Here is a 26,006-nt window from a genome sequence, read left to right as displayed (position 1 = left end):
GAACTCATGTCGACACAGGGCAAACCAACGGCTTTGGACATTCCGATGGCGGACCCGCTGCCACCGGAAACGCAGCGCTACTTCGAGATCTGTCAGGAAAAGTTGGGCATGGTGCCCAATGTGCTTCAGGCTTATGCGATTCACGTCGAAAAGCTGAACGCGTTCACGGCGCTTTATAACGACCTGATGCTGGGCGAGAGCGGGTTGAGCAAGCTGGAACGTGAGATGATCGCGGTGGCCGTGAGCTCGATCAACAAGTGTTTCTACTGCCTTGTAGCGCATGGCGCCGCTGTGCGGCAGCTGTCAAATGATCCGATGCTGGGTGAGATGATGGTGATGAACTGGCGTGTGGCCGATTTGGATGCGCGGCAACGAGCGATGCTTTTGTTCTCCGAGAAAATGACCATGGCGAGCTACACCATCGAAGAGGCCGACCGCCAAGGGCTGCGCGATGTCGGGTTTTCGGATCGCGATATTTGGGACATTGCCAATGTGGCCGGGTTTTACAACATGTCTAACCGTGTCGCCTCGGCGACCGACATGCGGCCCAATGACGAGTACCACGCGCTCGCGCGATGATACGGCGCGTCGCCATAGCACTGGCCCTTGGGGTCGGGCTGCCTGCGGCGGCGTTTGAACCTGCGTTGCCGGATGGCGCGCAAGTGGTGGCAAATGAGCCGGCAGTGTCGCGGATTTATGCGCTGCCGACTGGCGCATATGAGGACGGGGCGGTGCCGGTGGACCGGGTGCCGGGTGATGTGCGGCAGCGCAGCTGGCGGATCGCCAGCGGGTTTGATGGCACGGCGGCCTTGGCGTCCAATCTGGCCTCGCAGTTGCTTAAGGAAGACTATGACATCTTGTTTTCCTGCGATGCGGCAGCCTGCGGCGGGTTTGATTTCCGGTTTGATGTCGAGGTCTTGCTGCCACCCCTGATGTTTGTCGATTTGTCCGACTATGTGTTTTTGTCCGCGCTAAAATCGTCGCAGGACGGTTTGCACGCGGTAGGGATTATGATCAGCCGCACGGACGAAGCCGGAATGTTGCAGGTGATCGACGTTGGTCCCTCCATAGAGGTGGTGCGCGGGCGGCCCAAGCTGCGACCGGGGTCCGTGCCGGAGCGGCTGACCGTGCCTCAGGCGTCGCCTGAAGCCTATCCGTTGGAAAGTGCCGGATACAAAACCCTGCGTGATCTGGAGTTTGAAACAGGATCGTCACAGCTGGGTGAGGGGCCGTTCCGGTCGCTGGAGGATCTGGCGGCATTTCTGAAAGCGGACGCTGGCCGACGTGTTGCTTTGGTGGGGCATACGGACGCCGTGGGCGGTCTGGACGTTAACGTCGAGATTTCGCGCAGGCGGGCGGCGGCGGTGATGCAGCGGCTGATCGAGGCGCATGGTGTGCCCAAGTCCCAGCTTGAGGCGCAGGGTGTCGGGTATCTGGCGCCGGTTGCGTCCAACCAGACCGACGCCGGACGAACGGCCAACCGGCGGGTTGAAGCGGTATTTTTGGATACCGAGTGAGGGGCGCCCCCCAACGGTTTTCGGACAGAAGTGAGCAAAAAAAGACCCGGGTCATGCAGGAACCCGGGTCGCAGGTGCTTTCGCGGTGAAAGCCAGGGAATTTCGGTGTCGTGGTGTTTTACCAGACGCTGGGGCCCTTTTCGGCAAAGGCGTGCACCAAAAAGTCGATGAAGGCGCGCACTTTGGGTTGGGTAAAGCGACCGGGGGGATAAACCGCATAGATGCCTTGGGTCTCCATTGGCAGCTCGGGGATCGCGTCCATCACCAAGCCTTGATCCAGCGCATCCGCATAAAGGAAGCTGGGCAGATAAGCGATGCCAAGACCGGACACAGCTGCGTTCAACAGGGATTGGCCGTCGTTCACCGAAAGCCAGCCGGCGGTGCGGACCTGACGTTTTTCACCCGAGGGTGCAGTCAGTTTCCAAACGGCGCCGTTGGATTGGCTCGAATAGTGCAACAGCTTGTGATCGTTCAGATCGTCGATCTTTTCGGGGCGGCCGTATTTTTCGAAATAGGCTGGCGAGGCGATCATACGTTTCGTAGTCTCAGTCAACTTACGGGCCCGAAGTGTGCTGTCTTCCAGCTCACCAATGCGGATCGCCATGTCAAAACCTTCGGAGATCAGTTCAACGTAGCGGTTGTTGAGCACCATGTTCACGGTGATTTCGGGGAATTCGGATAAGAATTCGCCCAACACCGGAGATAGGTGGTTCACGCCAAAGTCGGTGGCCACGGAAATGCGCAGAAGGCCCGAGGGTGCGGATTGCATAGAAGTAACCAGCGCGTCGGCCTCACCCGCGTCATTCAGAACGCGGCGGGCACGGTCGTAGTAGGCCAAACCAATTTCGGTTGGGCTGACACGGCGTGTTGTTCGGTTCAACAGGCGGGCACCAAGGCGGGCCTCAAGGCTTGAGACGTGTTTAGACACAGCGGATTTGGAAATGCCCATCTTGCGGGCTGCATCCGTAAATCCACCTTGGTCCACCACGGTGGCAAAAGCTTCCATTTCAGTCAGGCGGTCCATCCACTCGTCCTCTTTCTCGTCGTTGGGGACCATGAATGACGTCGAAATCAGGCAGGATGAGGGCAAAGGGCAGACAATATCTAGATTTTGTCGGGGATCGTTTGCGGCGGGGAAACAGAGAAACAGTGATTGTTTCGCTGGAAACGGTGGCGGAGAGAAACAAAAAGGGCGCCGTGTTTGGCGCCCTCTTGTTGTTTAAGTTTTGCGATCAGAGCGCGGCTGCGAGGCGTGTGCCTTGATTGATCGCGCGTTTGGCATCAAGTTCTGCGGCCACGTCGGCGCCGCCGATCACGTGACACGTCACCCCTTCGGCCTCAAGCGCGTCGGCTAGCGAGCGGTCAGACAGCTGACCTGCGCAGATCACCACATTGTCCACATCCAGAACCCGCGGGTTTTCGCGGGCTTCGCCAAAGGAGATGTGCAGACCATCGTCGTCGATCCTTTCATAGTTCACGCCGCCAAGCATTTCGACGTTCTTCATCTTGAGCGCGGCGCGGTGGATCCAGCCGGTGGTTTTGCCCAGACCTTTGCCAAGCGCCTTGGCCTTTCGCTGCATCAAAGTGACCTGACGGGCCGCTGCATGTGGTTGTGGACCTTCGGGCGCGAGGCCGCCGCGGTGGACTTCTGGATCAGACACGCCCCATTCGACCATCCACTCCGGCAGGTTCTCGGTCAGGCTTTCGCCTTCGTGTACCAAGAACTCCGACACGTCAAAGCCGATGCCGCCAGCACCGATAACGGCGACTTTCTCACCTACGGGCTTCTTGTCGCGCAGCACGTCGAGGTAAGACAGAACCTCGGGGCGGTCTTGACCCGGGATGCTGGGATCGCGGGGCATGATGCCGGTGGCGATGATGACCTCGTCATAGCCTGCGAGGCTGTTGGCCGTGGCTTCGGTGTTGAGTTTCACGTCGATGCCGAGGTCGGCGATCATGACTTCATACCAGTCCACCAGTCCACAGAATTCTTCTTTGCCGGGGATTTGTTTGGCGACGTTCAGTTGCCCGCCAAGTCTATCGGCACGATCAATCAGCGTGACCTTGTGGCCGCGCTGGGCGGCGGTCATGGCGGCGGACAAACCAGCGGGGCCTGCACCGACGACGGCGATGGATTTGATGTCTTCGGCTGCCAGAATGGGCAGGTCGGTTTCGTGGCAGGCGCGCGGGTTGACCAGACAAGACGTCAGCTTGCCGCCAAATGTGTGGTCCAGACAGGCTTGGTTACAGCCGATGCAAGGCGCGATGGTGTTGCCTTTTCCTTCGGCGGCTTTGTTGACAAAGTCGGAATCCGCAAGGAACGGACGCGCCATCGAGATCATATCGGCGCAGCCCTCGGCCAACACGTCTTCGGCCACTTCGGGTGTGTTGATACGGTTAGACGTAATCACCGGAATGCCAACTTTGCCCATTAGCTTTTTGGTCACCCAAGCAAAGGCGCGACGCGGCACCGAGGTGGCGATGGTCGGAACGCGGGCCTCGTGCCAGCCGATGCCGGTGTTGATGATGGTGGCGCCGGCTTTCTCGACTTCCTGTGCCAGTTGCACGACTTCTTCGTGGGTCGAGCCATTTGGCACCAGATCGATCATCGACAGGCGGTAGATGATGATGAAGTCCTCGCCTACGGCCTCGCGGCAGCGGCGCACCACTTCGATGGGCAGGCGGATGCGATTTTCATACGACCCGCCCCAGCGGTCTTCGCGCTTGTTGGTGTGGGTGACGATGAACTGGTTGAGGAAGTATCCCTCGGAGCCCATGATTTCGACGCCGTCATAGCCGGCCTCGCGGGCACGCACGGTGGCAGTGACAAAATCCTGGATTTGTTTCTCGATGCCGTCTTCGTCCAGCTCTTTGGGCGGGAAGGGAGAGATCGGAGATTTGATTGCAGACGCCGACACACATTCAGGGCCATAGGCATAGCGGCCCGCATGCAGGATTTGCATCGCGATCTTGCCGCCACCGTCGTGCACGCGGTCAGTGATGATCTTGTGGTTGGCGATGTCTTGGTCATTAAACAAGCCAGCCGCGCCGGGGAACACGCCACCTTCTTTGGACGGCGCCATGCCGCCGGTCACAATCAGGCCAACACCGCCACGAGCACGTTCGCCATAGAATTCGGCGACGCGGTTCCAGTCTTTGGTCTCTTCAAGGCCGGTGTGCATCGATCCCATCAAAACGCGGTTTTTCAGCGTGGTGAAGCCAAGGTCGAGCGGGGCCAGCATATGCGGGTATTGGGTCATGGGTGTCTCCTCAGGGGCGCCCGCGCGCAAGAAGGCGCGGAGTGCTTTGTGCTTTACCAAAACGTAAAGCGGGACCTCTGTCATCTTGAACGCCGCGTCATGAAACCCAGCGTCACAAAAAAGGGAGGCACCTCATCGCGTGGAAGCGCAAGCGACGCCTTTGCGTTGTCGGGCTTAAGTCATCAGCGCAGGATTTCACAGGCGCGGTTGTCCACCACAAGTGGGGTTTCGAAATAGGCAAATGTCGGGCGGCTGCCGTAAAGCGTTTCGGCCATGTCGCACCATGCGCTGTCGTGTGCGGCTTCGGCTGCGGCTCGATTGGTCCAGAGATAAATGCCGCCGCCACGGTTTGTGGCAGGGTCATAGAGGTACTGTTTGCGGATCAGGTCCGGATAATCCTGCCAACGCGCGACGGTTTTCTCAAAGAGGGCGAGCACAGTGTCGCGTGGCATGTCCGCCGGTAAGTCAAAGCTGACAATCTCGGTGATCATCGCCCCCCTCACATGGTTTCGACGCAGTGGCGGCGGAACGCCCGTTTGAGCATGTCGAGTTCGGCGCGCAACAGATCGATTTCCGCCCGCAAATCGTCCGCAAGCGCCTCGCCGGCGATGAAGGTGATCTTTTCCAGCCGCTCGCCGTTGCCAGCGTTTTCGATCAGAATGGTATGGGTGCCATCGGACAGGCTTTCGGGCGGCAGCGGGATGCGCAGCGCCCATTTGCCATCGTCCCCTGCCGCGCTCAGTGCCACGCCGGGGACGGCTTTCTCAAGATATGTCACCTCGACAGCGGGCTCCGGTCCGGTGCCGCCTTCATAGTGCAGCACGCCTTCCCAGTTGCCTTCAAACAGCCGGGTCTTGGTCAGGATCAATTGGCTCATACTCAGACTCCTAAGGCTGCGTCAAAATTCGGCGCGGGGGCGGCGGCTAAAGGTCAGGTCCCGCAAGATGACCTGGTTCATTTCGGGGCCCTCAAAAATCAGGTCGATCCACATCTTTTCGACCCGCTTTTCGTTGAGGTTGGAATAGGCGAGGTCAAACTCCACGCGGATGTCTTCGGCCTGAAGCGGCAACTCGCGCACGATTTGTTCGGTGTTGGGACCGTGGCGGATGTTGAGGCGGGCAAAGATTTCCAGCGGCTTTTCCATCTCGACGATGGTGTCCATGCGGATAACGTGGCTGCGCAGCAAGCCTTCAACACTTTCGATCGGCATGTCCACGACCAGAGACAGAAACGAGCCGTCAAAGCGGAAAACGTCCATGCGTAGGCCAAAAGGGGCGAGGTCTTTTTCGCGGGTGTTCCTGAGCTGGCGCAGGGTCAGTTCGGAAATTCGGCAATCGTGAAACAGCGTGACCTCTTCGCCGAGCTTTTCCTTGTTCTCCACTGCGGCGCGGCCTTTGACCGGGATCGGTTCCCGCCAGAGGGCGGGCCGCCATGACCAGTCGGTGCCGTGGGGTTTGGGAAAGGCGTTAGAGCCGATGATTGGCAGCGCCAGACGGCTTTCGCTCACCGAGATCAACGTATCCAAATGCTGGCGCAATCCTCGGGCGCGGCGACGCTGTACACGCAGAGCGGGCAGTTCGGTCAGGGCGGCCTTACGCGCGTTCTTGGCCCAATAGCGGGCTTGCCCCCATTGATAAATGCGTTCAATCAATCCGCTCGTGCGCGCCATGCTGTTTCGCGTGTCCTCAATTGTTTCCGAAGGCGAAACAATCCGGCCTTCGTTTTTACCTGTCTACCCAAATGGATGTCGTGAGACAAACCTGCATTGCACTTAAACCGCGTTAAGCGCAGAAAAATTTTCCGAATGACCGCACGGAGCGGTAGGCAGACCCGTCGCAATCGCCTAGGAAAAAGACATGAAGTCTTATGCAGCATTTGATGCCCTTGTGGCCCCGGCTCGCGCGCGGCGCGGTTTGTTGCGGCTTGGCACCGGAGTAGTGATCATAATCGCGCTCTATCTCGCGTTTTTGCTGATATGGGTGGTGTTCACGGCTTCTGTCTTGCCGGTTGAACCAGACATCGACGCGATTTTGCGCGGCGGGACGGTATTGAACATGGCCATCCTGATGAGCGGCTTTGGCACGCTTATACTGGCGCTGAAGATGGTGATCGGGCTGCTGCATAAACGCGATCTGGCCAGTCTGGTTGGGCCAAAATCGCTGGCGATGGCACAGGCGTGGCGGGTCGGCAAATACTGTTTGTTGCTTGCAGCTGTCCTGTTTTTGATACCTTTTCCCGGCGATGGAGCGGTGACGCAGGTTATGCCACTGGGCAATTGGGTGGCTTTACTGCCGCTGTCTCTGGTGCTTTTGGCCATTCAATGTGGCGCCGAGGAGTTGGTGTTCCGCGGCTATCTGCAAAGTCAGCTGGCGGCTGAAAGCCGATCGCCGTTGGTCTGGATGGGCGTTCCGAGCGTGTTGTTCGGCCTGTTGCACTATTCGCCCGAAATTTATGGCGATACGGCGGTTCTGGTGGCGCTTTGGGCGACCGTGTTTGGCGCCATGATGGCGGATATCACTGCGCGGGCCGGGACTTTGGGGCCGGCGATTGCGATTCACATGCTGAACAATTTCATGTCGCTCTGTGTGGTTGGGTTCAAAGACGAGCTTGGCGGGCTGGCACTGTTTCATCTGCCCTATGGACCCGGAAATGCCGAGGTCATGGGAGCCATGATGCCGTTTGAGTTCCTGAGCATGGTGTGTTTGTGGCTGACGGCGCGGATTGCCCTGCGACGCTGATTGCAATTCGTCGCGGGTCGTCTTATTTCATGCCCCAACGTTATCAGAGGGCCTGATCGCATGAACTGGATCACCAACTATGTCCGTCCGCGGATCAACTCGATCTTCTCGCGTCGCGAGACACCGGACAATCTTTGGACCAAATGCGGCGACTGCGGCACGATGTTGTTTCACCGCGAGATGGCGGGCAATCTGAACGTCTGTACCCAATGCGGCCATCACATGCACATCACGCCGCGGGCGCGGTTTGAGGCATTGTTTGACGGTGGTGCATTTGTCGAGGTTGCTGTGCCAGAGCCGGTGACCGATCCTTTGCAGTTCCGCGACAGCAAGAAATACCCCGAGCGTATGAAGACGGCGCAAAAGAACACCGGCGAAAAAGAAGCCATGCTGGTGGCCGAAGGCGAAATGGGCCGCACCCCGATTGTGGCGGCAGCGCAGGATTTCTCGTTCATGGGCGGATCCATGGGCATGTATGTCGGCAACGCGATCATTGCGGCTGCTGAGCGTGCCGTGGAGCTGAAACGCCCGCTGGTGCTGTTTTCGGCTGCAGGTGGCGCGCGGATGCAGGAGGGCATTCTGTCTTTGATGCAGATGCCGCGCACCACGGTTGCCGTTCAGATGCTGAAAGAAGCGGGCCTGCCGTATATCGTTGTGTTGACCCACCCGACAACTGGCGGCGTGACCGCGTCTTATGCGATGCTGGGCGATGTACATATTTCGGAACCCAACGCGTTGATCTGTTTTGCCGGTCCGCGGGTGATCGAACAAACCATCCGCGAAAAGCTTCCGGAAGGGTTCCAGCGGGCGGAATACCTGTTGGATCACGGGATGCTTGATCGGGTGATTGATCGCACCAAGATGAAAGACGAACTGGTCACCATCATCCGCATGTTGATGGGCATGACGCCAGCGGTCAAAGGCGATCTGCCGTCACCTGAGATGGTTGAAGACGGTGCAGACGGGGCTGAGGCCGAAGCGCCGAAAGCTGACGTGAAAAAGAATAAGCCTGAAGCGAAGGCATAAAGGCGGCGTCGCCCCTGAGGCGGCGCCACCTGTGTTGCAGCCGTGCGTAAAAGAGTGGGCAATGACTGAAAACACCTCCGACGCCATCCTCGCTCGCATGTTGGCGCTGCATCCGAAGATCATTGATCTGACGCTGGACCGCATGTGGCGGCTGCTTGGCGCGCTGGACCATCCCGAACGCAAACTGCCGTCGGTGATCCATCTGGCGGGCACCAATGGCAAAGGCAGCACGCAGGCGATGATCCGGGCGGGGCTGGAAGGGGCAGGCAAGTCGGTGCACGCCTACACCAGTCCGCATTTGGCACGGTTTCATGAGCGCATCCGGCTGGCTGGCACGTTGATCGGCGAGGCGCATCTGACCGAGGTGCTGGACGAATGTTGGGAGGCCAACAATCGCGAAAACATCACCTATTTTGAGATCACCACCTGTGCAGCCTTGTTGGCCTTTGCGCGCAGCAAGGCGGATTACACGTTGCTAGAGGTCGGCCTTGGCGGGCGGTTGGATGCGACCAATGTGATTGATGCGCCCGAACTTACGGTGATCACGCCGGTCAGCAAAGACCACGAACAGTTTCTGGGCGACACCGTTGCCAAAATCGCTGCCGAGAAGGCGGGTATTATCAAGCGCGGTGTGCCGGTGATTGTCGGACCGCAGCCGGATGAGGCGATGGATGTGATCGAGGCGACAGCATCGAAGCTGGGCGCGCCACTGATTGCTTATGGTCAGCACTGGCACGTGTGGGAAGAGCGCGGGCGTCTGGTGTTTCAGGATGAAACCGGCCTTTTGGATCTGCCATTGCCAGCCCTGCCGGGCGCGCATCAAATCCAGAACGCGGGCGCGGCAATTGCGGCGTTGCGCCATCTTGGCTGCGATGAGGCCGCTTGTGAGGCAGCAATGCGCGATGTGTTTTGGCCTGCGCGGATGATGCGGATGCGGGAAGGACCATTGGTTGAGGCCGCGCCGGATGCGGAGTTGTGGCTGGACGGCGGGCACAATGCCGCGGCGGGTGAGGCGCTGGGCGCACATCTGGCCAGTTTGCCCAAACGCCCGACCTTTTTGATTTGCGGCATGCTGAACACAAAAGACGTTGGCGGGTATATGGCGCCTTTGGCGGCGCAGGCCGAGGCGTTGCACGCAGTGCCCATTCCCGGAGAGGCGGCCACGCTGAGCGCTGCGGAAACGGCGGCGGCTGCACAAGCGGCAGGATTGACGGCGCAGGAAGCGGACGGCGTCGAGGCGGCTTTGGCTGCCATTGTTGCGCAAAACCCAAACGCGCGGGTGCTGATTTGTGGGTCGCTGTATCTGGCAGGGCATGTGCTGCGGTCTAACGGCTGAACGGCTGACAAATTGCGCAGGCGATTCGTCCATTTTTATCTAGTGCGATTCGTTTTTGCGAATCACCCAGTTGACTGATTCGAATCGGTGGCGCTATAGTCCTCCCAACGCGGGTTTTCCGAAGCAAAAAATCAAAATGCGGAAGACCTCGGACTTATCGGGACAGGCAGGCAAGAAAACGGGGGGCATCAGGCCCCCCGAAAATTTTTGGGGCCAGATCCGCGCGGCGTGGCTGGACAACCTTGGCCCACGGGGCAACCTCCACTAACGTAATCAGATTGAGAACAGTTTATTGCAGGAGTCCCGCATGGACGCGGATTTTGCCATAGTCGGAGGGGGAATTGTCGGCCTGTCGGTGGCGCTGGGTCTGCTTGACGCGGGCCAGGGCGTCGTCGTGCTGGACGGCAGTGACGCAGACCCCAAGGCGAGCCGCGGCAATTTCGGGCTGATCTGGTTGCAGGGGAAAGGTGTTCACCAGCCGAGATACGCGCGGTGGAGCAAAGAAAGTGCCGACTTGTGGCCGGGTTTTGCCGCCAGATTGAAAGAGACAAGCGGCGTAGACGTCGGGCTGCGGCAGGACGGCGGCTTGGACCTGCATTTCAACGACGACAGCCTTGCAGACGCGGTGACCGAACATGAGGCGCTGCAGGCTGAGTTGGGCGCAGAGTACCCTTTTGAGGTATTGACGCCTGAAACGCTGAGCATTGAAGAGCCTGAGGTCGGGCCCAAGGTGGCAGCCGCGATTTTGCACCATGGCGACGGGCATGTGGACCCGCTTGCTTTGATCAAAGCGCTTTCGGCTGCGGTGGTGGCACGAGGCGGGAGGATCATCGGCGCCACAGCTGTCACGGACGTTGCGGCGCGTGGCGCGGCGGACGCGGGGTTTCGTTTGACATGCGCGGATGGCGCGGAAATTCAGGCGGCCAAGGTTGTCTTGGCGGCAGGATTGGGATCGGCGCAGTTGGGGCCAGGTCTGGGTTTTGCCGCGCCCTTGCGCCCCGAACGTGGTCAGATCCTGATCACTGAAAAGTTGCCGCCGTTGATCCGACGGCCCTCGCTGATTGCCCGTCAGGACCGCGCGGGCGGTATTCAGATCGGGGCCACGAATGAAGACGTCGGAATGGACCGGCGAGTGACGCTGGACGGGATGGCGAAACTGGCAGCCGAGGCGGTGGACGCCTATCCGGTTTTGGCCCGTGCGCAGGTATTGCGGGCTTGGGGTGCCTTGCGGGTGATGTCGCCGGACGGATTGCCGATCTATCAGGAAAGCCCGACGTGTCCGGGCGCGTTTCTCATCAGCTGTCACAGCGGCGTCACGCTGGCTGCAGTTCATGCGATGTCATTGCCATCATGGCTTTTGCGGCGTGATTCTGCGCCCGATCTGGAGGTATTTGGTGAAACCCGGTTTGCGGCTTAAATCTTTGACACCGGATGCGCCTTTGGTGGAGGTGCAGTTCGGCGGGGAAGCCCTAATGTTGCCTGAAGGTGACAACCTTGCGGCGGCGTTGCTGGCGGCGGGGATCGATGGTTTCCGGCAAACTCCGTATCAAGGGGTCGCGCGAGCGCCGTATTGCATGATGGGCATCTGTTTTGACTGCCTGCTTGAGGTGGACGGCGTGTCACAGCAGTCCTGTATGGTGCAAGTGCGGGCCGGCATGGATTTGCGTCCGGCGCGGCAGCGGCGGGAGGGCCCGTATGCATCGCTTTGATCTGGCAATTGTCGGCGCCGGTCCGGCCGGTATGGCGGCGGCGCGCGAGGCGGCCGAAGCGGGGCTGAAGGTGGCGCTCGTGGACGAGCAGCCGCGCGCTGGCGGGCAGATTTATCGCAACGTGGGCCAAGCGGCGCAAACCTATGGCGCGCAGCTTGGCAAGGAGTATCTCCGCGGGGTACCGCTGGTAGAAGGCATTGACCACGAGGCGATCACCCATTTCTCGGGTCATTCGGTTTGGGCGATCGAGAAAGGGCAACTGGCGTTGAACTCGCCGGACGGGGCGCGTCAGATCGGGGCACGTTGCGTGCTTTTGGCCACGGGCGCGATTGAAAGACCGATGCCGGTGCCGGGCTGGACGTTGCCGGGTGTGATGGGCGCCGGGGCGGCACAGATTATGCTCAAACAATCTGGTTTGGCGGTTGAGAACGCGGTGCTCGTCGGCTCCGGGCCGTTGTTGCATTTGGTCGCCGTGCAGTTGTTGCGCGCGGGGGCGCCGCCTGTGGCATTGGTCGAGACGCGACAGCGTCGGGATTCTCGGCGGGCGTTGCTGATGTGGCGGCTGATGTTGCGGGCAGGGCGGTATATCCAACGCAGCCTTGCTGACCTCAACGAGCTGCGCAACGCGGGTGTTCCCCGCCATATGGCCTGCGCTGATGTTGCGCTGTTGGGGGAGCGGCGCGTGGATACCGTGAGTTTTTCTAGCGGCGGGCGGCGGCAGGAATTGAGCTGTGATGCGGCGCTGTTGCATCACGGGGTTGTGCCCCATGTGCAGGCCAGCCGCGCGGCGGGGGTGCCTCATATCTGGAGTGACAAAATCCAAGCGCATGTGCCGGTTTGCGATAGCTGGGGCCGCACCGAGGTGCCACGCGTCTGGGTGGCCGGAGATGGCGCCTGGATCGGCGGCGCGCGGGCGGCAGAATTGTCAGGGCGGATCGCAGGGTTGGCCATTGCCCACGATTTGGGCTTTGTGCATAGCCCGGAACGGGATCGTCGAACGTCGGGGTGGATTGAAGAGCGGGATTTCGAGTTGAGTTTGCGACCGTTGATTGAAAAGGCGTTCCCGCCTTACGCGGCCGCACTGGCTCCGGCGGACAACGTCACGGTGTGCCGGTGCGAAGAAATCAGCGCCGGTGAGGTGCGACAAGCAGTTCGGGACGGTGCGACGGGGATCAACCACGTCAAGGTGAGCACGCGGGCTGGAATGGGTCGGTGTCAGGGGCGCATGTGCGCAGCGGCATTGGCACGAATTGTTGTGCGGGAAAGCGATGCCAAGATTGATGAGATCGGCACGCTTAACGCGCGACCGCCGATCAAGCCGGTGACGCTTGGTGCGCTGGCCGGTATGCGGCGAGAGGCTGAGGGATCAGAGGATGATTGAGCAGCTCCCGACATTGATGTTTGTGTTGACGGTGATTGCCACCGCGGTGATGGCTGCGTCGGCTGCGATTCAGGGCGCGCGGCTTGAGTTGGACTTGTTTGGCGCAACCGTGATCGCCGTGACCACTGCGGTAGGCGGAGGCACGGTGCGGGATATGCTGTTGGGGCGCATGCCGGTTTTCTGGATCACCGACCTGACCTATTTGTACACTGCGGTGCCCGTGGCTGTGGTGATGTTTTACGTGTCGACGCGCTTGCCGACAGGCAATGGCAAGCGGTTGCGGCTGTTGATGCAGTTTGACGCCGTGGGGTTGGCGTTGTTCACACTGGTTGGGGTGCGCGTGGCTCAGGAGATGGAGACACATGCCGCGATTGCCGTGGTGATTGGCGTGATCACCGGCACCGTTGGGGGAATGATCCGCGATGTGCTGTGCAACGTGACGCCGTCCGTGTTGAAAGAAGATCTATACGCCACAATCTCGTTGATCGGTGGGGTGACCTATCTCGTCCTGAATGACTGGATTGGCGAGGAAGTGGCGTCAGGGGTGTGTTTCCTCGGAATGCTGCTGGTGCGGCTGATCGTGATAGCGCGTATGGATATGAAGGCTCAAAGTACATTGGACGGGTGAGCGGTAGAAATCCCTAGAAAATTCTGTGCGTTGCGGCAAAGCTGGCGACAGAGGTCGTTGGGAGAGCGCAGCCATGCAGCATGTCACAGAGTTTCCGTATGAAATCACAGAAGAGCCCCATGTCTGGATCACGATGCCTGACGGCGTGCGGTTGTCCGCGCGGATCTGGCGACCCAAAGACGCGGGACCGGTGCCCGCCATTCTGGAATACTTGCCCTATCGCAAGCGCGACAGCACCGCTGAACGTGACGCGCTGACCCATCCTTATATGGCGGGGCACGGCTATGCCTGTGTGCGGGTTGATATGCGCGGCACCGGCGATAGCGAGGGGTTGTTTGACGACGAATACTCCGAACAGGAACTGTCCGATGGTGTGGCGGTCATTGACTGGCTGGCGGCGCAGGCGTGGTGTTCGGGCACAGTTGGGATGATGGGCATCAGCTGGGGCGGCTTTAACGGTTTGCAAATTGCAGCACTGCGTCCTGAACCACTAAAGGCCGTTGTCTCGATATGCTCGACGGTGGACCGGTATGCGGACGATATTCACTACAAGGGCGGCATCATGCTGGGCGAAAATCCGGCGTGGGCTGCGACGGTGTTGAGCTGGTTTGCGCTGCCACCGGACCCCGAAATCGTGCGCGAGGGCGGCATGGACATGTGGCAAGAGCGGTTGGACGACACGCCGTTTCTGGTCGGGCGCTGGGCAGAGCATCAGTTGCGGGATGATTATTGGAAACACGGTTCGGTTTGCGAGGACTACAGCGCGATCACTGCCGCCGTGTTGAGCGTGGGCGGTTGGCACGACGGCTATCGCAACACGATTGCCCATTTGGTGGAAAATCTTGATGCGCCGGTCAAAGGGCTGATCGGGCCGTGGAACCACAAGTATCCGCATTTTGCCGTGCCTGAGCCGCGGATTGATTTTCTGGGCGAGATGCTGCGGTGGTGGGATCGCTGGCTCAAAGGGATCGAGAACGGTGTCGAAGACCTGCCCGACATGCGGCTTTGGGTGATGGACAGTGTGCCGCCGAAGGTGAGCTATGATCACCGGCCCGGGCGCTGGGTGGCGTTGGACGATTGGTCGGCGCGACCCAAGCCGGAGATCTTGTATTTTAACGCTGAGGCCTTGGCGGCGGAGGCTGGACCGGTGCAGCGCAAAGCCTATCCGGCGCTGGCATGTGGACAGGCAGCCGGCGAATTCTTTCCCTTTGGCTTTGGCCCCGGAGAATTGCCCGATGATCAGCGCATGGATGATGCCCTGAGCCTGTGTTTTGATGGAGCTGTGGCGCAACAGGCCTGCGATATCGTTGGTGCGCCAACGGTGAAACTGCGTCTGGCGAGCGATCAGCCACGCGCGCAAGTGGCGGTGCGGTTGTGTGATGTGGCGCCGGATGGCAGCAGCGCTTTGATCTCGCATGGGTTCTTAAACCTACGTCATCGAGGCGGGCATGAGGCAGCGGTCGACATGCCGGTGGGTGGCATGGTGGATGTGTCGGTTGTGTTGGATCAGTGCGGGTATCGTTTGCCTGCGGGACACAAGTTGCGGGTGGCGATTTCGACCAGCTATTGGCCGTTCGTGTGGCCAGAGGCGAAGCCCGTTACCTTACTGGTGGATAGTGGCACGTTGGCGTTGCCTGTTTTGCCTGAAGGCATGGGCGAAGGGTGGGCTTTTGAGCCGCCAAAGGCGGCCCCCAAGCGAGAGACGCGCATGCTAAGCGAGGGTACTGAAGCCAAACGGGTGATCCGGGATGCCTCTGATCGCAGCGTGACACTTGAAATTGCAAGCGACACCGGCATCGAAGAGGATCTTTCGACAGGGTTGTCGCATCGGATCAAACATCAGGAACGGTTTAGCATTCAAGAGGACGATGCGTCTTCGGCGGTGGCGGATTTCCGGTGGGAGCGGCGCATGGCGCGCGGCGGTTGGGCAGTGACCGTTGAGGCCCATGTGACCATGACCGGTCTGGACGACTGTTTCGAAGTGACTGCCAGCCTGCGCACCTCGGGGGAGGGGGATTACGCCTTTTACAAAGAATGGAATGCGCAGATCCCGCGCCTCTGAGCGGTGGCGACCGTGCACCGCCGTTTTTCAAGAATGTCCTTTCAGATTCTCTCGTTTAGCGAGAAAATCCCTGATTACGTCGTGTTAGGGTCGCCAAAGCCGAAAACCGACACTACTGTCGGAATCAGAACATGATGCGCCGGTTTTAGGGGGATGGCGAAGGGTGAGTTCAGCGTCGGAAACGACGCGGCGAAAATCTTGGCCGACCATTTAACTTTTTCCTTGCTTTGTACCGCGGGCGAACCGCAGCATGTAGAAAAACAAGAATTCAATAGGGAGTATAACTATGAATGATGAACTGAAATATCTCAGTCGCCGTGCTGCGACGGGTCTGTTGACCCGCCGTGAATTTGTCGGTCGTGCCGGCGCATTGGGTCTGACAGCTGCTGCTGCGACGACCATGATGTCCAGCGCTGTTATGGCCGCAGGTCCGCAAAAAGGCGGCACATTGCGCATGGGTCTGCAGGGTGGATCGACCACTGACAGTCTTGATCCAGCGCTGGCAACCAACCAGGTTGCGCTGATGCTGATCCGCCTGTGGGGTGAGCCGCTGGTTGAGCTTGCTGACGATGGTGGCATCGACGGCAAAGTGGCCGAAAGCTTTGAAGCAAGCGCGGACGCGAAAACCTGGACTTTCACTGTGCGTCAGGGCCTGACCTTCTCCGACGGTCAGGAAGTGACTGCAGCGGATGTTGCAGAAACTCTGGATCGCCACGCTGGTGAAGACACCAAATCCGGTGCGCTGGGCCTGCTGCGGGACATCAAAGATGTGCGCACCGACGGTCGCAATGTGATCATCGAGCTGAACAACGCCAACGCCGACCTGCCTTACCTGATGGCGGACTATCACCTGATCGTACAGCCGGGTGGCGGCAAGTCCGCACCGGACGCAGCGATCGGTACAGGCCCATATGTCCTAAAAGAAGTCGACATGGGCGTGCGTTTTGTCGCTGAGAAAAACCCGAACTACTGGGGTGACATCGGCCACGCACAGACCATTGAACTGATTGTGATCAACGACAACACCGCCCGCGTTGCTGCATTGCAGTCCGGTCAGGTGGACATGATCGACCGCGTGCCTCCGCGCACCGCCGGTCTGGTTGCTCGCGCACCGGGCATCACTGTCGCCTCCACAAGCGGTCCGGGCCACTATGTGTTTATCGCACATGCCGATACGGCACCGTTTGACAATCAGGACCTGATGCTGGCGCTGAAGCACGGCATCAACCGTCAGGAAATGGTCGACAAGATCCTGTTTGGCTATGGCTCTGTTGGCAACGACAGCCCGATCAACTCATCTTATCCGATGTTCACTGAAACTGAGCAGCGTGAGTATGATCCGGAGAAAGCGGCGCATCACTTCAAAAAATCCGGCCATTCCGGTTCGGTTCTGCTGCGCACGTCGGACAACTCGTTCCCGGGCGCTCCTGATGCGGCGGCTCTGTTCCAGCAATCGCTGGCAGGTGCTGGCATCGAGCTTGAAATCAAGCGTGAGCCTAACGATGGGTACTGGTCTGAAGTTTGGAACAACAAGCCGTTCTGCACCAGCTATTGGGGTGGTCGTCCAACGCAAGATCAGATGTACACCACAGCGTATCTGTCGACAGCTGACTGGAACGACACACGCTTTAAGAACGAGCAATTCGATCAGTTGCTGATCGCGGCACGTGCCGAATTGGACCTGGCGAAGCGTACTCAGATGTATGCAGACATGGGTGCCATCCAGCGTGACGAAGGTGGTCTGATTTGCCCAATGTTCAACGATTTCATCGACGCTCACAACGACAAGGTTGCGGGTTGGGTTGAAAACGCCAAGGGCTTTGCCCTGATGAACAGCTATGCGCCTGTGCGCATGTGGGTGACAGGTTAATATGCCACTCATTGTGAAACTACTGGTCCAGCGCATCGCGCTGGGCCTTCTTCTGCTCTTTCTCGTCTCGATTCTGATCTTTGCTGGCACGATCATTCTGCCAGGAGACGTAGCACAATCCATTCTGGGTCAATCCGCGACACCTGAAGCGCTTGCCAACCTGCGCCGGGATCTCGGGCTGAACGAACCGCCGGTCGCACGCTATTTCAATTGGCTGGGAGGTGTGCTGCAAGGTGATCTCGGGACGTCTCTGGCCTCAGGTCAAGACATCGCAACCGCCATTGGCAAACGCCTTGGCAACACAATGTTCCTCGCTTTCTGGGCCGCCATCATTTCCGTGCCTCTCGCGATTTTGCTGGGCCTTATCGCCGTGCGCTATCGCGAACGCTGGCCGGACAAAGTGATCTCGGCCGTCACACTGGCGTCGATTTCGGTGCCGGAATTCCTCATCGCTTATGTGGCAATTTTTGTCGTCTCGGTGCGTTTGCGCTGGGCGCCGTCGGTCACGACGATCAACGACTCTATGTCGTTGGGTGAAAAGCTGCACACAATTTCGTTGCCTGTGGCGGTTCTTACGCTTGTTGTGTTGGCGCACATGATGCGCATGACACGCGCTGCGATCTTGAACGTGATGCAGTCGGCCTATGTTGAAACCGCAGAGCTGAAGGGCCTGCGGATGTTCAACATCATCTGGAAGCACGCCTTTCCAAACGCCGTCGCCCCCATCGTAAACGTTGTCATGCTGAACATGGCTTATCTGGTCGTAGGCGTGGTGGTGATCGAAGTGGTCTTTACCTATCCGGGCATGGGTCAATACCTCGTGGATCACGTGAGTAAGCGCGACATTCCGGTGGTGCAGGCCTGTGGTCTGATCTTTGCGGCCGTGTACATCGGCCTGAATATGATCGCCGACATTGTGTCCATCGTCGCCAATCCGCGCTTGCGGCATCCGAAATAGGGGAAAAGCTATGAGAATACCCATTGCTGCCCTTATCGGGCTAATCTTCACCTTCGCGTATTTCTTTGTCGCGATTTTTGCACCGTGGATTGCGCCTTATGGCATGGCCGAAGTGGTCAGCCGTGATGTGTGGTTGCCACCATCATCAGAGTTTTTGTTGGGCACCGACAACCTTGGTCGCGACCTGCTGAGTCGGATGATCTACGGTGGGCGCACAACGATCTTTATCGCGACCGCAGCCACCATCCTGAGTTTTTCAACAGGCTCCATTCTGGGCTTCCTGGCTGCCGTACTTGGCGGGTGGGCAGATCAGGCCATGAGCCGGTTTGTCGACTTGCTGATGTCGATCCCGTCGTTGATCTTTGCGCTTGTGGTTCTGTCGGTGATGCCGGTGACCGTACCGGTTCTGATCGTCGTTATGGGGCTTTTGGACAGCACGCGTGTTTATCGATTGGCGCGCGCTGTGGCTGTGGACATCAACGTGATGGACTATGTCGAAGCCGCCAAATTGCGCGGCGAGGGGCGGATGTGGATCATCTTCCGTGAAATCCTGCCAAACGCCCTGTCGCCGCTGGTGGCCGAGATGGGCCTGCGGTTTATCTTTATGGTTCTGTTTGTGTCGACGCTGTCGTTCCTTGGTCTTGGGGTGCAACCGCCACAAGCCGACTGGGGTGGCATCGTGAAAGAGAACGCTGACGGCATCGTTTATGGCATCGGCGCAGCGCTCTATCCTGCGGTGGCCATCGCGACGCTTTCCATCAGCGTCAACCTCGTTGCGGATTGGATTCTCAACCGCACCACATCGCTGAAAGGGGGCCGCGGATGAGCGACGATAAGCTTCTAAAAGTCCGTGACCTGAAAATTGGCGCGACAGTCTATCCACCCGGTGAAAAGCCGCATGACATCGAAATCGTGCATGGCGTTAGCTTTGAGGTGGAAAAGGGCAAAGTGCTTGGTCTGATTGGGGAATCCGGTGCGGGCAAGTCGACCATTGGCCTTTCGGCGATGGCCTATGGCCGTGGCGGTGTCGAGATCACGGGCGGCGAAGTCTGGGTAAACGGGCGCGATATCCTGAAGACCGGTCTCGGCGATATTCGCGCCTTACGTGGCGGCGAGGTGACCTATGTCAGCCAATCCGCAGCGGCGTCGTTTAACCCCGCAAAACAGATCATGGATCAGGTGACTGAGGCTGCGATCCTGCAGGGCAAGTTTTCCAAGAAAGAGGCCGAGGCGCGAGCGATTGAGTTGTTCGCAAAACTGGGCCTTCCGGATCCGGAAAATATCGGCAATCGCTATCCGCACCAAGTATCGGGTGGTCAGTTGCAACGCTGTATGACGGCGTTGGCGCTGTGTCCGGAACCGGATCTGGTGGTGTTCGACGAGCCAACTACGGCGCTGGACGTGACCACGCAGATCGACGTTCTGATGGCGATCAAGGAAGCCATCCGAGACACCGGTGTTGCGGCGCTTTATATCACCCACGACCTCGCCGTTGTGGCGCAGGTGAGTGACGATATTTTGGTGCTCAAGATGGGCGACATGGTTGAATACGGCTCTGTGGATCAGATCATCAACAACCCTCAGGAAGAGTACACACAGGCCCTCGTGTCGGTGCGTTCGATTTCACACGAGGAAAAAGAGCCGACGCCAGAACCGGTTCTCAAGGTGCAAAACATCACCGCGCGCTACAAAGGCACGAACTTTGATGTTCTCAAAAACATCAACGTCGAGCTGCATCCCGGTCAGACCTTGGCTGTGGTGGGCGAAAGTGGCTCCGGCAAATCGACGCTGGCGCGCGTGATCACCGGACTGTTGCCACAAAAGCAAGGCCGCGTGCATTTTGCGGGGCGTGATCTGTCGATCGATTTGGCGGGCCGCGATATGGAAGATCTGCGCGAGTTGCAGATGATCTATCAAATGGCCGATGTGGCGATGAACCCGCGCCAGACCGTAGGCACGATCATTGGTCGTCCGCTGGAGCTTTATTTCGGCCTGAAGGGCGAAGAGAAGCGCAATCGCATCATCGAGTTGCTGGATGAAATCGAGATGGGGGTCGAGTTTATCGACCGCTATCCGGCGGAGCTGTCGGGCGGACAAAAGCAGCGTGTATGTATTGCGCGTGCGTTGGCAGCCAAGCCCAAGCTGATCATCTGTGACGAGGTGACATCCGCGCTTGATCCGCTGGTGGCGGACGGCATTCTCAAGCTGTTGCTGGATTTGCAAAAGGTTGAGGATGTGGCCTATCTGTTCATCACCCACGATCTGGCGACGGTGAAGGCCATCGCCGACAGTATTGCGGTGATGTATCAGGGTGAAGTGGTGCGCTATGGCGGTAAGACCGACGTGCTAAGCCCGCCGTTTGACGACTATACCGACCTTCTGCTGAGCTCCGTGCCGGAGATGAAGTTGGGCTGGCTGGAAGATGTTATCGCCAATCGCAAGATGGAAAGCGCCGGCAACTAAGGCAGCATTCCACAGTAAGAATATTGAACGCCTCGCAGTTTCTGCGGGGCGTTTGTTTTTGCTAGTAGTGACTGGTGTAGCCGCCATCCACGGCAAGGATGTGGCCGGTGACGTAACTTGCGGCGGGTGAGGCGAGAAACAGGATCGCTGGGGCCAGTTCGGCGGGCTCTCCCCACCGCCCCAGCGCCGAGGCGGCTTTGAGTTTGGCGGTGACGGTTGGATCAGCGGCGGCGGCCTCGTTCGGGGCGGTCTTGAAGTAGCCCGGTGCGACGGCGTTGACGTTGATACCTTGGGCGCCAAGTTCGGCAGCGAGCGCTTTGGTCATGCCGTTGATGCCTGCCTTTGCAGACGTGTACGCGGCGTCACCGGATTGGGCGATCAGGCCGGCGATCGAGGAGATGTTCACGATGCGCCCATACCCGTTGGGCGCCATTTGCTCGGCTGCGCGTTGGGACAACCGGAAAGGCGCAATCAGGTCAACGTCCATCAAACGGCGCAGATCATCGCGTGTGAATTCCTGCAAAGTGCGGCGGTCGCGCATGCCGACATTGTTCACAAGAATTGAGAGCCCGCCCGCCTTGGCCAACGTTGCGAAGGCCGCGTCGGCGGCGGCTTCGTCTGCCACATCGAACGGCAGAGCAGTGGCCTTACCACCTTTGGCAGAGATTTCGGCAGCGACCGCGTCGCAGCGTGCGCTGTCCCGTCCATTGATCCAGACATGTGCGCCTGCCTTGGCCAGAAGTTCGGCGGCCGCAAAACCAAGCCCGTCAGAGCTTCCTGTGACAAGGGCGTTTTGGCCCGAGAGGTCGAAAATAGGCAGGTCAGACATGTTGGCCTCGCTTGATTGTGGTCCGGCGAGGTTGCGGGCAAAAGAGGCGAAGTCAAGCTCTGCATTGCTCCTAAGCGCCGGCTGGGATAGTCATGCTGCATTGCAACATCTGCCAGCGAGACAGCCATGTCCTATATCGCCCGCATCGAGATCGATGATCGAAACCTGCCGCCTCCGACGCCGGAGATCGATCAAGAACGCAAGGTCGCAGTGTTTGATCTGTTGGAGGAGAACAGTTTCAAGCTGCCCGTGCGTGATGATCGTGTCGTCCCCGAGGGGCCATACGCCGTTGAACTGTCGATCCGCGACAAGCGGCTGGTGTTTGATGTGAAGGTGGACGAAGGCGACAAGGCGGCAGAATTCCACCTGAGCCTTTCGCCGTTCCGCCAGGTGGTAAAAGACTACTGGGCGATCTGCGAAAGCTATTTCGACGCTGTGAAAAACCTGCCGCCAAGCCAAATCGAAACAATCGATATGGCGCGCCGTGGTATCCACAACGAGGGCGCGCGCGTCTTGCAGGAACGGCTTGAAGGCAAGGCCGAGGTCGACACGGACACAGCGCGGCGGTTGTTCACGCTGATTTGCGTGCTGCACTTCGGGGGCTGAGGCGATGTCGGAGGAGACGCCTTTTAAACCTTTGCCGCAGTCCGTTCTATTCTGCTGTGACCAGAATTCAGTGCGTTCGCCGATGGCGGAGGGCATCATGAAAAAGCTGTATGGCACGGACGTCTATGTTCAGTCGGCGGGCATTCACTCGGATCTGGAGATCGACGGGTTTGCCATCTCGGTCTGTGAGGAAATCGGTGTTGAGTTGGCCCGCCATCAATCGCGCAGCTTTGACGAAATGGAAAAGGGCGGCGATCAACTGTCGTCTTTCGACCTAGTTGTGGCATTGACGCCAGCAAGTAAAGCGGAGGCGGAGCGGCTGACGCAGTATTACCACACGGAGCTGGAGTTTTGGCCGATATCTGATCCGACGGGGGCAGGTGACGGGCGTGACGCTCGGCTCGCGGCCTATCGTGGATCGCGTGATGCCATCGTGGCACAACTCAAGGAACGGTGGGGCACAGGAGCCGCCTAAGTCAAATATTCCACGTTGTTGAAATTCGTTGTGACCAAATCCTCGTCGAAGAATTTGAGTGTGACGAGATCAAAGCCGGCAAGCGACCGCCGAAACCTGCGTGACGGTCAGGTCACATTCCAACAAACGCGCTGAGAATCCCCTTGTATATCGCCGTTATTGGTCCCATTTAGGGGCAGCCCGCACCAAGCGGGTGCAATGTGAAGGAGAGACCATGGCCAAGGAAGAACTGCTCGAATTTCCCGGCGTCGTAAAGGAACTCCTGCCAAATGCGACATTTCGGGTCGAGCTGGAAAACGGCCATGAGATCATCGCACATACGGCAGGCAAGATGCGCAAGAACCGTATCCGCGTTCTGGCTGGCGACAAAGTTCAGGTGGAAATGACGCCATATGATCTGACCAAGGGTCGGATCAACTACCGCTTTAAGTAACCGCCTTGCGCGGGCGAAAGCGAGGCTTGGGATGAAATTGATCCTTGGCTCCGGCAGCCCGCGCCGTCGGGAATTGCTGGCACAAATCGGTGTGGTGGCGGATGACATCCGCCCGCCCGATATTGATGAGACCCCCCACAAAGGTGAACTGCCGCGGCCCTATTGCCGGCGGATTGCACATGAAAAGGCGCTGGCGGTGGCCGCCGCGCCTGATGAGATTGTTCTGTGTGCGGACACCACTGTCGCGCTGGGGCGTCGGATCATGGGCAAACCACGCGATGCTGCTGAAGCTGCTGAATTCCTGAACGCGCTGTCGGGGCGTCGACATCGGGTTGTGACCGCTGTTGCCGTGCGTACGGGTGATCACATCTGGGAAAAGGATGTGGAGAGCGTCGTCAAGATGAAGCGGCTTTCCTCAAACGAGCTCACTGCCTATCTCGCTACAGATGATTGGCAAGGCAAGGCCGGTGGATACGCCATTCAAGGTCCGGCTGGCGCGTTCATCCCGTGGATTTCCGGATCATTTACGGCCATTATGGGCCTGCCAGTGGCGGAAACCGCCAACCTGCTGCAAGCGGCAGGCTTTCCGCTTTACACATCAGACTGAAAGGGACGCCAATGAAGGGACGTCAGATTATTCTCGACCAGATCAACGGGCGCGAGGCCGCGGCTCTGATGGTGGACGGACAATTGGACGACCTGCTGGTTGAAGGCGATGCGCCGCGACCCGGGACGATCTATCGCGCGGTTGCGGACCGGCCTGTCAAAGGGCAGGGGGGAATGTTTTTGAAAACCCCGGACGGCAACGTGTTTTTGCGGCAGGTCAAAGGGCTGGCGCCGGGTGACGTGATGCTGGTGCAAGTGACAGGATACGCGGAGCCGGGCAAGGCGATTCCGGTGACGCAGAAAGTGTTGTTCAAGAGCCGGTATGTGATCGTGACGCCGGATGCGCCGGGGATCAATGTGAGTCGGTCTATTCATGAGGATGACGAGCGAGATCGCATTCTGGAGGTGGCGCATGAGGTCTCCCGTGAAGATGGCGTGGGGCTCATCTTGCGCTCTGCGTGCGAGGGGGCGGATCGAGACGAGATCGCCGAAGACATCGCCAATATGCTTGATCTCGCCGAGCAGGTCCTGGCGGACGCTGAAGGCGCAGCAGAAAAGCTGATTGATGGCGACGGCCCGCACGTGGCGGCTTGGCGCGACTGGTCCGAACCGGCAGAGGTGGTGACGGATGCAGGCTGTTTTGATACCCACGGCGTGTTGGACGCGCTGGAGGATGCGCAAGGCAGTCGCGTCTCGCTGGATGGTGGTGTGAGCCTGTTTGTAGAGCCAACCCGCGCCCTGGTGGCGGTGGATGTGAACACCGGCAGAGATACTTCGCCGGCGGCTGGCACCAAGGCCAATTTTGCGGCCGCGCGCGCGCTTCCAAGGGCTTTGCGTGTGCGCGGTCTTGGCGGGCAGGTGGTGCTGGACTTGGCGCCAATGCCAAAGAAGGACCGGCGCGGATTTGAAAGTGCGCTGCGCGCGGCGTTCAAACGTGATCCGATCGACACGACCCTTGTGGGTTGGACGCCTCTTGGACATTTTGAATTGCAACGCAAAAAGGCCCGTCAGGAATTGCGGGAGGTTCTAAAATGAGCTGTCCGATCTGCAAAAAAGATGCCGTTGAGAGGTATCGCCCGTTTTGTTCAAAGCGTTGCGCAGATATCGATCTGGGCAAGTGGTTTGACGGCACATATGCGGTGGCATCCGAGGATCCAGAAGCGGCGGAGGAAGCCATGGAAGAGATGGAAAAGCAGGCGTCACGTTTGCACTGAATTATTTCGCGAATCCCTCTGGACACCATGCCGAGCGTGACATAGAACGCCGCAACCCGAACGTTGAACGTTCACCCGTGCCCGGGTAGCTCAGGGGTAGAGCAGTGGATTGAAAATCCTCGTGTCGGTGGTTCGATTCCGCCCCCGGGCACCAATTTTATCCAATTTCAGCGCGTTACGCTTGTGCCCGATAAGCCTCCGATGCAGTTTGCCTTCTCCGCATTTTTTGCAGTTTTCTGGCGTTCGATTCTGACCACCCGCTGAAAACTTAGAATTTCGACAAGTGTCGCATCCGCATTATGGAAAATGGAGTTTGAGGGTGCGATACGTGAGTGGGCGGATAGCAGACACTCACTGTGGAATGCACCAATCACGTTTATGCGCAGTTAGCGGCGTTTGCAAAGTTGGGCCTTCAGCCGACAAAACAGTAAAGCCAACCCTGCAGTGCTGCGTGAGACGCTGCCATTGGTGTAGAGCGCCGTGAAGTTCATGGGTTGGATGTCGACTGGGCGGGACTTTGCAGCCATTTGTACGTGCGCGGTTGCGAACGCAGAGATCATTTGCAGCTGCAGTGTTTGCTCTTTCTCGCCACAGCAGATTTCCGGTTTCCAATTGTTCAGCAGCGCGAAGTTACTAGAAGGAAACCGCGCCTCAGGGACCTCCGAGAAAGCCCTGACTCGTTTTGAGGTTTTGCCCATTGGAGGTCTCAGCGAAGAATATTGCGGTTGCCTAAGCCCTCTCAACTTGGGCACGTCATCCCATCAATCTAATCAACAGTGGTTCAAAAAACTCGACAAATCGGAATGCTGTGGCAGAGTGATCACAATATAGTGTATCTGACCTGCGCCTTTGGGTTCGAGCTGGCCCAAACTTTGAGCGCAAGTCGGGTTCCAAC

Annotated in this window: 27 protein-coding genes and 1 tRNA gene; 21 read left to right on the top strand and 7 right to left on the bottom strand. The window is 58.8% G+C overall.

Translation table 11 applies throughout. The annotated features are described in order from the left end of the window. Window positions 1-6: 6 nt before the first annotated feature. Both PG871_RS18720 and PG871_RS18715 read left to right on the top strand, forming a co-directional pair. Window positions 7-579 carry a peroxidase-related enzyme gene (locus tag PG871_RS18720; RefSeq protein ID WP_270732310.1) on the top strand — a complete coding sequence of 191 codons (573 nt, stop codon included), beginning with the start codon at window positions 7-9 and terminating at the stop codon, window positions 577-579. Continuing rightward, window positions 576-1,517, top strand: coding sequence for an OmpA family protein (locus PG871_RS18715; RefSeq protein ID WP_270732309.1), 942 nt, complete (start codon window positions 576-578; stop codon window positions 1,515-1,517). Before PG871_RS18720 ends, PG871_RS18715 begins: the two co-directional genes overlap by 4 nt. 118 nt (window positions 1,518-1,635) lie before the next feature. On the opposite strand, the gene PG871_RS18710 is transcribed toward PG871_RS18715, so the two are convergent. From PG871_RS18710 to PG871_RS18690, 5 genes are all read right to left on the bottom strand, one after another. Beyond that, window positions 1,636-2,541, bottom strand: coding sequence for a LysR family transcriptional regulator (locus PG871_RS18710; protein ID WP_270732308.1), 906 nt, complete (start codon window positions 2,539-2,541; stop codon window positions 1,636-1,638). Between the two features lie 208 nt (window positions 2,542-2,749). After that, complete coding sequence (locus PG871_RS18705) at window positions 2,750-4,777, bottom strand: NADPH-dependent 2,4-dienoyl-CoA reductase (protein ID WP_270732307.1); 2,028 nt, start codon at window positions 4,775-4,777, stop codon at window positions 2,750-2,752. Window positions 4,778-4,959: 182 nt separating this feature from the next. Beyond that, window positions 4,960-5,268 (bottom strand): hypothetical protein, encoded by a 309-nt coding sequence (locus tag PG871_RS18700; RefSeq protein ID WP_270732305.1) that lies wholly within the window; start codon window positions 5,266-5,268, stop codon window positions 4,960-4,962. An 8-nt stretch (window positions 5,269-5,276) separates the two neighbouring features. Further along, complete coding sequence (locus tag PG871_RS18695; protein ID WP_270732303.1) at window positions 5,277-5,654, bottom strand: hypothetical protein; 378 nt, start codon at window positions 5,652-5,654, stop codon at window positions 5,277-5,279. 21 nt (window positions 5,655-5,675) lie between these two features. Continuing rightward, window positions 5,676-6,446, bottom strand: coding sequence for a DUF6478 family protein (locus tag PG871_RS18690; protein WP_270732302.1), 771 nt, complete (start codon window positions 6,444-6,446; stop codon window positions 5,676-5,678). A gap of 187 nt (window positions 6,447-6,633) precedes the next feature. Here PG871_RS18690 and PG871_RS18685 point away from each other — a divergent pair, with 187 nt between their 5' ends. The 12 genes from PG871_RS18685 to PG871_RS18630 all read left to right on the top strand — a co-directional run bounded on the left by PG871_RS18685 (window position 6,634) and on the right by PG871_RS18630 (window position 20,948). Beyond that, a complete protein-coding gene (locus tag PG871_RS18685; protein ID WP_270732300.1) occupies window positions 6,634-7,515 on the top strand; it encodes a CPBP family intramembrane glutamic endopeptidase in 882 nt (293 codons plus the stop codon). A gap of 60 nt (window positions 7,516-7,575) precedes the next feature. Further along, window positions 7,576-8,541, top strand: a complete 966-nt coding sequence (accD, locus tag PG871_RS18680; protein WP_270732299.1) for an acetyl-CoA carboxylase, carboxyltransferase subunit beta — start codon at window positions 7,576-7,578, stop codon at window positions 8,539-8,541. Window positions 8,542-8,602: 61 nt separating this feature from the next. Next, window positions 8,603-9,877, top strand: coding sequence for a bifunctional folylpolyglutamate synthase/dihydrofolate synthase (locus PG871_RS18675; protein ID WP_270732298.1), 1,275 nt, complete (start codon window positions 8,603-8,605; stop codon window positions 9,875-9,877). A gap of 307 nt (window positions 9,878-10,184) precedes the next feature. After that, complete coding sequence (locus PG871_RS18670; protein WP_270732296.1) at window positions 10,185-11,294, top strand: NAD(P)/FAD-dependent oxidoreductase; 1,110 nt, start codon at window positions 10,185-10,187, stop codon at window positions 11,292-11,294. Continuing rightward, window positions 11,272-11,586 carry a 2Fe-2S iron-sulfur cluster-binding protein gene (locus tag PG871_RS18665; RefSeq protein ID WP_270732295.1) on the top strand — a complete coding sequence of 105 codons (315 nt, stop codon included), beginning with the start codon at window positions 11,272-11,274 and terminating at the stop codon, window positions 11,584-11,586. Before PG871_RS18670 ends, PG871_RS18665 begins: the two co-directional genes overlap by 23 nt. After that, the gene (locus tag PG871_RS18660; protein ID WP_270732293.1) at window positions 11,573-12,967 is read left to right on the top strand and encodes an FAD/NAD(P)-dependent oxidoreductase; all 1,395 of its coding nucleotides are present in this window, start codon (window positions 11,573-11,575) and stop codon (window positions 12,965-12,967) included. Before PG871_RS18665 ends, PG871_RS18660 begins: the two co-directional genes overlap by 14 nt. Further along, complete coding sequence (locus PG871_RS18655; RefSeq protein ID WP_270732291.1) at window positions 12,960-13,595, top strand: trimeric intracellular cation channel family protein; 636 nt, start codon at window positions 12,960-12,962, stop codon at window positions 13,593-13,595. Before PG871_RS18660 ends, PG871_RS18655 begins: the two co-directional genes overlap by 8 nt. 73 nt (window positions 13,596-13,668) lie before the next feature. Next, complete coding sequence (locus PG871_RS18650; protein WP_270732289.1) at window positions 13,669-15,657, top strand: CocE/NonD family hydrolase; 1,989 nt, start codon at window positions 13,669-13,671, stop codon at window positions 15,655-15,657. A 286-nt stretch (window positions 15,658-15,943) separates the two neighbouring features. After that, window positions 15,944-17,527, top strand: a complete 1,584-nt coding sequence (locus tag PG871_RS18645) for an ABC transporter substrate-binding protein (protein WP_270732287.1) — start codon at window positions 15,944-15,946, stop codon at window positions 17,525-17,527. Between the two features lies 1 nt (window position 17,528). Continuing rightward, window positions 17,529-18,485, top strand: a complete 957-nt coding sequence (locus PG871_RS18640) for an ABC transporter permease (protein WP_270732285.1) — start codon at window positions 17,529-17,531, stop codon at window positions 18,483-18,485. A gap of 10 nt (window positions 18,486-18,495) precedes the next feature. Beyond that, a complete protein-coding gene (locus PG871_RS18635) occupies window positions 18,496-19,311 on the top strand; it encodes an ABC transporter permease (protein ID WP_270732283.1) in 816 nt (271 codons plus the stop codon). Beyond that, window positions 19,308-20,948 (top strand): ABC transporter ATP-binding protein, encoded by a 1,641-nt coding sequence (locus PG871_RS18630; protein ID WP_270732281.1) that lies wholly within the window; start codon window positions 19,308-19,310, stop codon window positions 20,946-20,948. The genes PG871_RS18635 and PG871_RS18630 overlap by 4 nt, the downstream gene beginning before the upstream one ends. Before the next feature lie 61 nt (window positions 20,949-21,009). Here the strand turns inward: PG871_RS18630 and PG871_RS18625 are convergent, their stop codons facing one another. Further along, window positions 21,010-21,777: an SDR family oxidoreductase gene (locus tag PG871_RS18625; protein ID WP_270732279.1), complete on the bottom strand. Its 768-nt coding sequence runs from the start codon at window positions 21,775-21,777 to the stop codon at window positions 21,010-21,012. Between the two features lie 126 nt (window positions 21,778-21,903). Here PG871_RS18625 and PG871_RS18620 point away from each other — a divergent pair, with 126 nt between their 5' ends. From PG871_RS18620 to PG871_RS18590, 7 genes are all read left to right on the top strand, one after another. Continuing rightward, on the top strand, window positions 21,904-22,383 hold the full coding sequence (locus PG871_RS18620; protein WP_270732278.1) for a UPF0262 family protein: 480 nt from the start codon (window positions 21,904-21,906) through the stop codon (window positions 22,381-22,383). A 4-nt stretch (window positions 22,384-22,387) separates the two neighbouring features. Then, complete coding sequence (locus PG871_RS18615) at window positions 22,388-22,858, top strand: arsenate-mycothiol transferase ArsC (RefSeq protein WP_270732277.1); 471 nt, start codon at window positions 22,388-22,390, stop codon at window positions 22,856-22,858. 214 nt (window positions 22,859-23,072) lie between these two features. After that, a complete protein-coding gene (gene infA / locus PG871_RS18610; protein ID WP_007205486.1) occupies window positions 23,073-23,291 on the top strand; it encodes a translation initiation factor IF-1 in 219 nt (72 codons plus the stop codon). Window positions 23,292-23,322: 31 nt separating this feature from the next. Next, window positions 23,323-23,898: a Maf family protein gene (locus tag PG871_RS18605; RefSeq protein WP_270732182.1), complete on the top strand. Its 576-nt coding sequence runs from the start codon at window positions 23,323-23,325 to the stop codon at window positions 23,896-23,898. A gap of 11 nt (window positions 23,899-23,909) precedes the next feature. Further along, window positions 23,910-24,932, top strand: a complete 1,023-nt coding sequence (locus PG871_RS18600) for a ribonuclease E/G (protein ID WP_270732179.1) — start codon at window positions 23,910-23,912, stop codon at window positions 24,930-24,932. Next, entirely contained in the window at window positions 24,929-25,111 is a 183-nt protein-coding gene (locus PG871_RS18595; protein WP_270732177.1) for a DNA gyrase inhibitor YacG, read from the top strand. Before PG871_RS18600 ends, PG871_RS18595 begins: the two co-directional genes overlap by 4 nt. Window positions 25,112-25,190: 79 nt before the next feature. Then, window positions 25,191-25,265: transfer RNA gene (locus tag PG871_RS18590), tRNA-Phe, on the top strand. 232 nt (window positions 25,266-25,497) lie between these two features. On the opposite strand, the gene PG871_RS18585 is transcribed toward PG871_RS18590, so the two are convergent. Continuing rightward, window positions 25,498-25,809 (bottom strand): hypothetical protein, encoded by a 312-nt coding sequence (locus PG871_RS18585; protein WP_270732174.1) that lies wholly within the window; start codon window positions 25,807-25,809, stop codon window positions 25,498-25,500. Between the last annotated feature and the right edge of the window lie 197 nt (window positions 25,810-26,006).

The sequence above is a fragment of the Shimia sp. Alg240-R146 genome (assembly GCF_947331465.1).
In the GTDB taxonomy this organism is placed as follows: domain Bacteria; phylum Pseudomonadota; class Alphaproteobacteria; order Rhodobacterales; family Rhodobacteraceae; genus Shimia.
Note: the sequence above shows the minus strand (reverse complement) of the source record. Positions and strands in the feature narration are given on the sequence as shown.

Excerpts from the sequence above, each read along its gene's own strand:
- PG871_RS18615 (WP_270732277.1), top strand. The coding sequence starts at position 22,388 with ATGTCGGAGGAGACGCCTTTTAAACCTTTGCCGCAGTCCGTTCTATTC.
- PG871_RS18690 (WP_270732302.1), bottom strand. The coding sequence starts at position 6,446 with ATGGCGCGCACGAGCGGATTGATTGAACGCATTTATCAATGGGGGCAA.
- PG871_RS18695 (WP_270732303.1), bottom strand. The coding sequence starts at position 5,654 with ATGAGCCAATTGATCCTGACCAAGACCCGGCTGTTTGAAGGCAACTGG.
- PG871_RS18645 (WP_270732287.1), top strand. The coding sequence starts at position 15,944 with ATGAATGATGAACTGAAATATCTCAGTCGCCGTGCTGCGACGGGTCTG.
- PG871_RS18710 (WP_270732308.1), bottom strand. The coding sequence starts at position 2,541 with ATGGACCGCCTGACTGAAATGGAAGCTTTTGCCACCGTGGTGGACCAA.
- infA (WP_007205486.1), top strand. The coding sequence starts at position 23,073 with ATGGCCAAGGAAGAACTGCTCGAATTTCCCGGCGTCGTAAAGGAACTC.
- accD (WP_270732299.1), top strand. The coding sequence starts at position 7,576 with ATGAACTGGATCACCAACTATGTCCGTCCGCGGATCAACTCGATCTTC.
- PG871_RS18620 (WP_270732278.1), top strand. The coding sequence starts at position 21,904 with ATGTCCTATATCGCCCGCATCGAGATCGATGATCGAAACCTGCCGCCT.
- PG871_RS18625 (WP_270732279.1), bottom strand. The coding sequence starts at position 21,777 with ATGTCTGACCTGCCTATTTTCGACCTCTCGGGCCAAAACGCCCTTGTC.
- PG871_RS18600 (WP_270732179.1), top strand. The coding sequence starts at position 23,910 with ATGAAGGGACGTCAGATTATTCTCGACCAGATCAACGGGCGCGAGGCC.
- PG871_RS18720 (WP_270732310.1), top strand. The coding sequence starts at position 7 with ATGTCGACACAGGGCAAACCAACGGCTTTGGACATTCCGATGGCGGAC.
- PG871_RS18660 (WP_270732293.1), top strand. The coding sequence starts at position 11,573 with ATGCATCGCTTTGATCTGGCAATTGTCGGCGCCGGTCCGGCCGGTATG.
- PG871_RS18650 (WP_270732289.1), top strand. The coding sequence starts at position 13,669 with ATGCAGCATGTCACAGAGTTTCCGTATGAAATCACAGAAGAGCCCCAT.
- PG871_RS18640 (WP_270732285.1), top strand. The coding sequence starts at position 17,529 with ATGCCACTCATTGTGAAACTACTGGTCCAGCGCATCGCGCTGGGCCTT.
- PG871_RS18630 (WP_270732281.1), top strand. The coding sequence starts at position 19,308 with ATGAGCGACGATAAGCTTCTAAAAGTCCGTGACCTGAAAATTGGCGCG.
- PG871_RS18700 (WP_270732305.1), bottom strand. The coding sequence starts at position 5,268 with ATGATCACCGAGATTGTCAGCTTTGACTTACCGGCGGACATGCCACGC.
- PG871_RS18585 (WP_270732174.1), bottom strand. The coding sequence starts at position 25,809 with ATGGGCAAAACCTCAAAACGAGTCAGGGCTTTCTCGGAGGTCCCTGAG.
- PG871_RS18655 (WP_270732291.1), top strand. The coding sequence starts at position 12,960 with ATGATTGAGCAGCTCCCGACATTGATGTTTGTGTTGACGGTGATTGCC.
- PG871_RS18605 (WP_270732182.1), top strand. The coding sequence starts at position 23,323 with ATGAAATTGATCCTTGGCTCCGGCAGCCCGCGCCGTCGGGAATTGCTG.
- PG871_RS18685 (WP_270732300.1), top strand. The coding sequence starts at position 6,634 with ATGAAGTCTTATGCAGCATTTGATGCCCTTGTGGCCCCGGCTCGCGCG.
- PG871_RS18705 (WP_270732307.1), bottom strand. The coding sequence starts at position 4,777 with ATGACCCAATACCCGCATATGCTGGCCCCGCTCGACCTTGGCTTCACC.
- PG871_RS18635 (WP_270732283.1), top strand. The coding sequence starts at position 18,496 with ATGAGAATACCCATTGCTGCCCTTATCGGGCTAATCTTCACCTTCGCG.
- PG871_RS18715 (WP_270732309.1), top strand. The coding sequence starts at position 576 with ATGATACGGCGCGTCGCCATAGCACTGGCCCTTGGGGTCGGGCTGCCT.
- PG871_RS18670 (WP_270732296.1), top strand. The coding sequence starts at position 10,185 with ATGGACGCGGATTTTGCCATAGTCGGAGGGGGAATTGTCGGCCTGTCG.
- PG871_RS18595 (WP_270732177.1), top strand. The coding sequence starts at position 24,929 with ATGAGCTGTCCGATCTGCAAAAAAGATGCCGTTGAGAGGTATCGCCCG.
- PG871_RS18675 (WP_270732298.1), top strand. The coding sequence starts at position 8,603 with ATGACTGAAAACACCTCCGACGCCATCCTCGCTCGCATGTTGGCGCTG.